Origin of the sequence: Anabaenopsis arnoldii (assembly GCF_028331025.1) — a bacterium.
In the GTDB taxonomy this organism is placed as follows: domain Bacteria; phylum Cyanobacteriota; class Cyanobacteriia; order Cyanobacteriales; family Nostocaceae; genus Anabaenopsis; species Anabaenopsis arnoldii.
In genome coordinates this window covers 1-6,714 of sequence record NZ_JAQMUH010000152.1, presented here as the reverse complement: position 1 = coordinate 6,714, position 6,714 = coordinate 1, and the positions used below count along the sequence as shown (strand labels likewise).

At 38.5% G+C, this 6,714-nt stretch carries 5 protein-coding genes; 2 read left to right on the top strand and 3 right to left on the bottom strand.

The genetic code is table 11. The annotated features are described in order from the left end of the window. Positions 1–128 precede the first annotated feature (128 nt). The 3 genes from PN457_RS13680 to PN457_RS13670 are packed head-to-tail and all read right to left on the bottom strand — an operon-like array spanning position 129 to position 2,967. The gene (locus tag PN457_RS13680) at positions 129–587 is read right to left on the bottom strand and encodes an acyl-CoA thioesterase (protein ID WP_271733919.1); all 459 of its coding nucleotides are present in this window, start codon (positions 585–587) and stop codon (positions 129–131) included. Further along, entirely contained in the window at positions 587–1,675 is a 1,089-nt protein-coding gene (locus tag PN457_RS13675) for a T3SS effector HopA1 family protein (RefSeq protein ID WP_271733918.1), read from the bottom strand. Before PN457_RS13675 ends, PN457_RS13680 begins: the two co-directional genes overlap by 1 nt. 53 nt (positions 1,676–1,728) lie before the next feature. Beyond that, positions 1,729–2,967 carry an aminoglycoside phosphotransferase family protein gene (locus tag PN457_RS13670; RefSeq protein ID WP_271733917.1) on the bottom strand — a complete coding sequence of 413 codons (1,239 nt, stop codon included), beginning with the start codon at positions 2,965–2,967 and terminating at the stop codon, positions 1,729–1,731. A gap of 632 nt (positions 2,968–3,599) precedes the next feature. Here PN457_RS13670 and PN457_RS13665 point away from each other — a divergent pair. Next, on the top strand, positions 3,600–4,943 hold the full coding sequence (locus PN457_RS13665; protein ID WP_271733915.1) for an ATP-binding protein: 1,344 nt from the start codon (positions 3,600–3,602) through the stop codon (positions 4,941–4,943). 206 nt (positions 4,944–5,149) lie between these two features. Beyond that, positions 5,150–6,415, top strand: coding sequence for a tellurite resistance TerB C-terminal domain-containing protein (locus tag PN457_RS13660; RefSeq protein WP_271733914.1), 1,266 nt, complete (start codon positions 5,150–5,152; stop codon positions 6,413–6,415). Positions 6,416–6,714 lie beyond the last annotated feature (299 nt).

Sequence of the window (6,714 nt, the reverse complement as noted above, 5' to 3'; positions counted from 1 at the left end):
GACCATTGTCCGTATAAAATCTTCCTTGTCCACTTTCCTTCCTTGTCTTCGGTAGTCTTGCCTTCACAGATCATATTAAAAACCTACCCTTGTAAGGAAGGGGGTGGGGTCAAACAATAGTTGATACACTAATCATGACTTTCCAAACATCCTCTTAACTTTCTTCTTTCTAGCGCTTTTGTCTCTTGGCGGTTAGTTTCCAACCACTGAATCATCTCAGGTGATAAATCCCGCTTATCTCTGCTCACTGCATCAATACAAACGTGTCGAGTCACAGCCTTAACAACTAGAACATCTGCCAGTATAATTTCATAACTAACTTCAAACTTATTCGCAGTTATTTGATGGGGAAATAAACTTACTTCTAACTGGTCTCCACAGAACATTGGGCGAAAAAAATCCACATTAGCATGAACAATAGGAATAGCTATAGATGGATGAGTAAAAAAATCTTTGAGATTAATACCCGATACTTCTAAAGATGCTTCGTAGGCTTCATGACATATAGATAAAGCATGGGCAAAATAAACTACTCCAGCGCCATCTGTATCTGCAAGGCGAATAGTGCGATGATAGGTAAAAGACATTATTTTAAAGGGTAGTAGATATCCTCAGAACTGGGGTTGAGGTAGGGATGCTGCAAATCAATGGAATGTTGAGCAAAATGTTGCTCAATCATTCTCATACGCTCCTCCATTGTATTTTGACCTTGTTCCCAAGCCTCCAACAAAGCATTGGCGACAATTTGGCAACGGTTGATACCAAAATTTTCTTGAGTGGCAAATTTTTGGGTAGGCTCTTCAGCTAAACCCAATCCAGGGGCTAAAAACTTAGTAAATAAGGGTATTTCAGCTTGGAAATGAGATTCACACCCCCTATAAACATTCTCAAGGATTTTGTGCAATGCTGGATAGTCCTGAGCTTCAAAGTAGAGTATACCTGAGTCATAGCGTCCGTAGGCAGCGGGATGATAGAGAACCTGAAAGGTAAAAGCAATATTGGCTGCGTTGAGTTGTTGGGTTAGTCCATCCATGGAGGCGATCGCACCAGATGAGGTAAAATTAAAGTAGATTCTCCCGGTACCTAAATTCCCATCTAGGTTACTTTGCTTTTCCTGTCCTACATTGCTAACTGCTAAGTAGCAGCCTTTTTGCAGTCGGTTTTTAGGCATCCAAATCGCCACTAATTCCCCCACCTTGGGAGACTTTTTACTAGGTTTAAGATGGCAGTCTGGCTCAATATATACCGTCAAACCGCCTTTAGTGACTGCCATAGTACCATCAGGTTCTCGACTCAATACCCGCCAACTGGGGTCAAAATAACCTTTACCGTGATTGCTCGTCTGTAGTTGTTCGTAAAATCCCCAATCAACATCTAAGAGAGAATGAGTTTCTAAATTTTGGTGTCCCCAGCAATTACTAGTTTCAGTATCTAAGGCCAAGGTGGTTTTTAGGGAACCATTGTAGTAGATACCGTAAAGGAAATTTCTCAGTAGTAGAGTCAGATATTTATGCTGTAAAGCCGGAGAATTTTGTTGAAATCTCTCTGCTAGTTTAGCAGGTAAAGAAAAAGATTGATAGTGGGGGTGGGAAATACAAAACTTAGAATTTATCTCGATATTTTTAGCAATATCCAGCAGGTAAGTTTGCAATGTATAGGTGGGACAGTATAGCATTACTTGATATTAAGAATTACTTAAACAAACATGGTGGTGACCGTTGGCTGTGATTAACAACCCCGCAGGCGAGTTTTTTGGTAATAAAGAGGAACTAATTGCTGTTGTTTTTCTCTTTGGGGGAGTTGATGAAATTCTGTCAAAGGGTTGAGAATTTCCCCCTGAGAAACGCCGAAAATACTCAATATAGATTCTTGTGGTATGGTAAGGAGATTCTTAGCAACATCAAGCATATAAATGTCACTATTGCCAAAATGTTTAAGAGATTTAATATTTGCTTGAATTTGATGAATTAGCGCCAGTCCTGTAAACTGAATAACTCGGACAATAAAGTTACTTTGGTACTGCAAAATCATGGGAAAAGTTTTGACATAAGCCCGAATTAACCCCAGTAATGAAGGTTGTAGCAACTCTAAGGGTGTAATCGCTAAATGCAGGGATTCTTCTAACTCAAGGGTGGGATCTACTACTAAGCTAGAAAGCCAAATTGTTAAATAGCTGGCGATAAGGGTACCTATATCAAAGGCGGGGTCACCCCAACCACAAGCTTCCCAATCAATCAGTTTAATCAGGCAATTATCTAACTGATGCCAACGAGAATGAATTAAAATATTATTTAAGGTGAGGTCATTATGAGTCAAGCAGCAAGGTTCCCATTCATAAGCCAAATCGGCGATCGCTGATTCTAAAGTCTCATAACCTTGGTAGAGAAGGTAAAACTTTAACGCCTCAGTGGGAACTGTACCAAATATTTCTGGGGTAATAGAATCCACCCCTTGGGCTGGATTGTAAAAGCTATAGCGAAACTGTCCTTGAGGCCCAGCTGACATAAACTGACGATATTCTCGCTGTTGGAAGGTAGCGCGATGTAGTCCCGCTAATGTACTACCAATGGCGGTAGCAATTTCTGGCGGAAAAATAGCATTGTGACCATAAAATTCTCCTAGTTCCGAATATTCAGTTAAGTAATTACGAACCAGGATAGAATGTTCTTGATCAAAATTTACTATTAGTGGTGCGATCTCAGTTATATTACCTATAACTGGAAACTGCTGTAATAATTGCTGAAATAGCCATTCATTAAAAAAATCATGGCAATTTCCATAGTTTTCAAGATGACATTTTTGTTTAACCAGCAGTTTTTGATTATCTCCTAAACTCAAGAGTAAATTTAAGTTATGTTGACTACTTTTGAGCAAGTCATATTTATTCAATGCGCCATCTTCTGAGGAATACATACCTCTTTCTTTCAGGTATTCGATAACTTTCTGAGAAGACAGTGGTAATAACATGTATGATGTCCTACTTGGTAAAAGTACCGTTGCTTGAGATGAATTTGGCAGTTTCGATACACAGCAAAAATTGAACCAATCTATTCATATCTTATCTATCAAATTAAAACCTGCCATAATGGCAAGATAACTTTAATTTTTTAATTTAAATTAGGCTGCTAAATACTGTATAGCCTTGAGTTTTCACAGCCCAATAGCAGCAATAAAACAACTATCCACAGATGGATATGAGCAAATTTAAGCATTGATTACTGGCTGATGCTCTTTGGTTCTACTGATAGAATTCTGCAAAAAATGTATTATTAATTACAAAATACATCATTTCTCGTGGGGCTAATTATTGACTAAGAGTAATTATGATTCTCAATACTTAGACTAGAAGTACCAGCATCCTCAACCCCATAATTATATACAGCCCTATTTTTATAGATCATCACCAACGCCAAAAAACCGGATATTTTCAGCAAGTCAAAGATTAAGAATTTATCCCGGAGCAACCGGTTTCAGGGGAGACAAAGATCACACATTCACATTCGCGGAGTCTATGTTAACAGCCATGTAGATTTTGACTTTACTACCAGGGTTAGCAGACAATTGACCATAGTGCCTTATTTAAACTACCCTGTTAATTGATGGATAATCCAGCGATGCCACGTAATTCATCCTATAGCCATAGCCAGGTTCAATTTCTCCAATGTCAAGCAGCATCACTTTTACTCTACCAATCTGTATTGGAAAGCGAAGTGGGGATGGCATTTCTTGATCTGTTGCAAGCTATACGTTACACTGATGCCGATGCACGGAGTTGTCTCAAGGCTTATGGCAGTTATTTTTATGCATTAAGTGCTAAACATCAAAATTGGGAAGACTACCTAATCAGTCAAATTCTCCGTAGTGAGAATCCTTTTAGTAAACTGGCTCAACAGCAAGACTTTGAAGATTTACCCCGGTCGTTACTAGCAGCAGTGGAGCATGATTTACAGGTGTTGCAGAATCTTTATGAATGTAGTAGTGCTTCTTTGAGCGAGTGGGTGCAAACTGTAGCTCAGTTACCCATTTCACCTATTGTCTGGTACACAGAGCAAAACATTGGTATAGAGACAAAGTTCAAAGTATTACTACAAAAGTTAGATAATTGGGGCGATGCTGTGGAGGATTTGGCAGCTCATTATCGCCAGTGTGGCACAGGCTTATTTGTAGAATATCATGCGTTGCGCTGGCAAGAAGGTAAGTTTGTAGGTATCAAGTACCCTGACCCGATCAACCTGAAAACTTTAGTGGGTTACGAGTCTCAACAAGAAACTTTAATCAAAAATACAGAGTTTTTATTATCAGGAGAGGTGGCACAGCATATACTACTTTACGGTAGTCGGGGGTCGGGTAAATCTTCTGTCGTCAAAGCTTTGTTAAATGAGTATAGCGATCGCCATCTACGTTTGCTCGAAGTCACAAAATCTGATTTGCACAATTTGCCCAAAATTGTCGAGCAGTTGCGGGGAGTACCACAAAAATTTATTATCTTTGTTGATGACCTTTCCTTTGAAGAAGATGATGATGCTTTTAAAGCACTTAAGGTAGTTTTGGAAGGTAATTTGACTGCACGTCCCCAAAATGCGGTGGTTTATGCTACTTCCAACCGTCGCCACTTAATTCGCGAGTTTTTTACAGACAGACCCACACCCAAAGATCATGACGAAATCCACTCCTGGGATACAATGCAGCAAAAGCTTTCTTTTAGCGATCGCTTTGGTATCACTCTCACTTTTGCACCAGCGGATCAGGATACTTATTTAAAAATTGTCCAACATTTAGCAGCACAAGCCCAAATTAATATTACTCCCGAAGATTTAGAATATCAAGCATTACAGTGGGCAACCCGCCACAATGGTCGTTCTGGACGTACAGCAAGACAGTTTATTGATTTCTTAAAAGCAGATTTAACAGTATCTCATCCCCATACATATCACATCCCATGAAATCATCACTTAAAATCGATTACAAGCCCCTATCATGATGTTTGTTTACTTTGAACATGAAATTAGTTCTCTGGTGATATTTTGTTCTAGTAAACCCTAAAATCCACAAAGAATTATAGTTAGATATTTCACAATTATCTTGCTAAGTAATAATGACATTAAAACATACCTATCCTAACAACTCAAATAGCCTGAGAAAAACCAATATGCCATCAGCAACCATCAGTAATCGATATATTTTAGGTATCGTCGCCTTTAGTATCAGCTTTGGTATTAGTCTTGTCCCCCAGTGGAATTTCAACCAAGCCTTAATCACCGGTATAATTACTATAATTTCTACCTATGCAGCCATATTATTTACAGATAAGCGCCGTGGGAATTATGAAATGATGATTTTAACTTCCAATCGCAAGCGCATTAAAGAAATGGAGGGACTAAAACGGCGGATTGTTCAAGAAGTTAATCAAATAGAAGAGATTCGTAACTTCTTGTACGCAGATTCACAAAGCTTGGAAAATCAAATATCAGAGTCTCGTATTCAAAGAGATAAAATTCATAGAGATTTAGGTATATTTGCAGCCCAAAAACAGCAGTTAGAAACCGATACCATTAACCTCAATGCTGAAATAGAAGCTCTGGAACAAAATAAAACAGAACTGCATCATACTTGCTCTCAACTCACAACCGAAAAACGTCGTATGGAGTTGAATTGTAATACCTTTCGCGGTGAAATTATGCAGTTGCAAAATCAAATCTATCAACTCCAGGAAGAAAAACAAGAACTTGAGACTAATGTCACTCTGTTAGATAGGCTCAAACCCCAACTAGAGGAAAAGATGTATGAACTGCGAACGGAAATTCAAGCACTAGAAACACAGATTAATGACCAAAAACAATTATTATTATCTACCAAAACTGAAACGGAAAATTTAGCCGAAAACCTCAATTACCTAGAAAATAAAATCACCGAAAAGCAATCAGAATTACAGCAACTCACATCAGAAATATCCTTATTGCAAGCAGAAAGAGACTCATTACAAAGCCAAGTATGGGAATTACTTCAACAACCAGAAACATTAAATCCAGAACTATCACCTGAAAATTGCCATGAAGATGGCAATGATGTGTTTCCTTTTACGGAGTTAATTGATTCTGTAGAGACAATCAATACATCTGAGATTTTACCTGAACAATGGCAGAAACTTTTAGAAATCCTCCCCAACCATGAAATTCAGGCGTTAAAAGCTATAGTAGAACAAGAGCATCCCCTGGTAACTATTGAGGAAATTGCCCAATCCAACAGTACCACCCCCAGTTTATTAATTGATTCTCTCAATGAACACGCCCAGGATGCTATTGGAGAACTAATAATTACAACTAATGGGGAACATCCTCAAGTGTCTGAAGAGCATATAGTTAACGCCAGAAAAATCCTGACTATGGATGAAAACCTCAGAGTTAAACAAGATTAATCTAATTAACTACTGCTATATGATTCATCGCCCCTTATTATTCTCGACTATGGCTGTAGATGTCTTTTCCAATCTACAATTACTCTTTGAATGAATAAACACATAATAATAAAGCCAATCAATACTGATAATGGAGTTAAATAACTCCAAGAGTATGACATTTTTAGGACTTACGCAACTGGCACAGGCGATCGCTACGCAGAGCTTGCATCTGTGTGTAGCAATCGCTAAATGAAAGCACATTGGTATTATATAAGTGATGTCAATGGCACGGGGGGATGCCTAGTGCAGTTGATAGT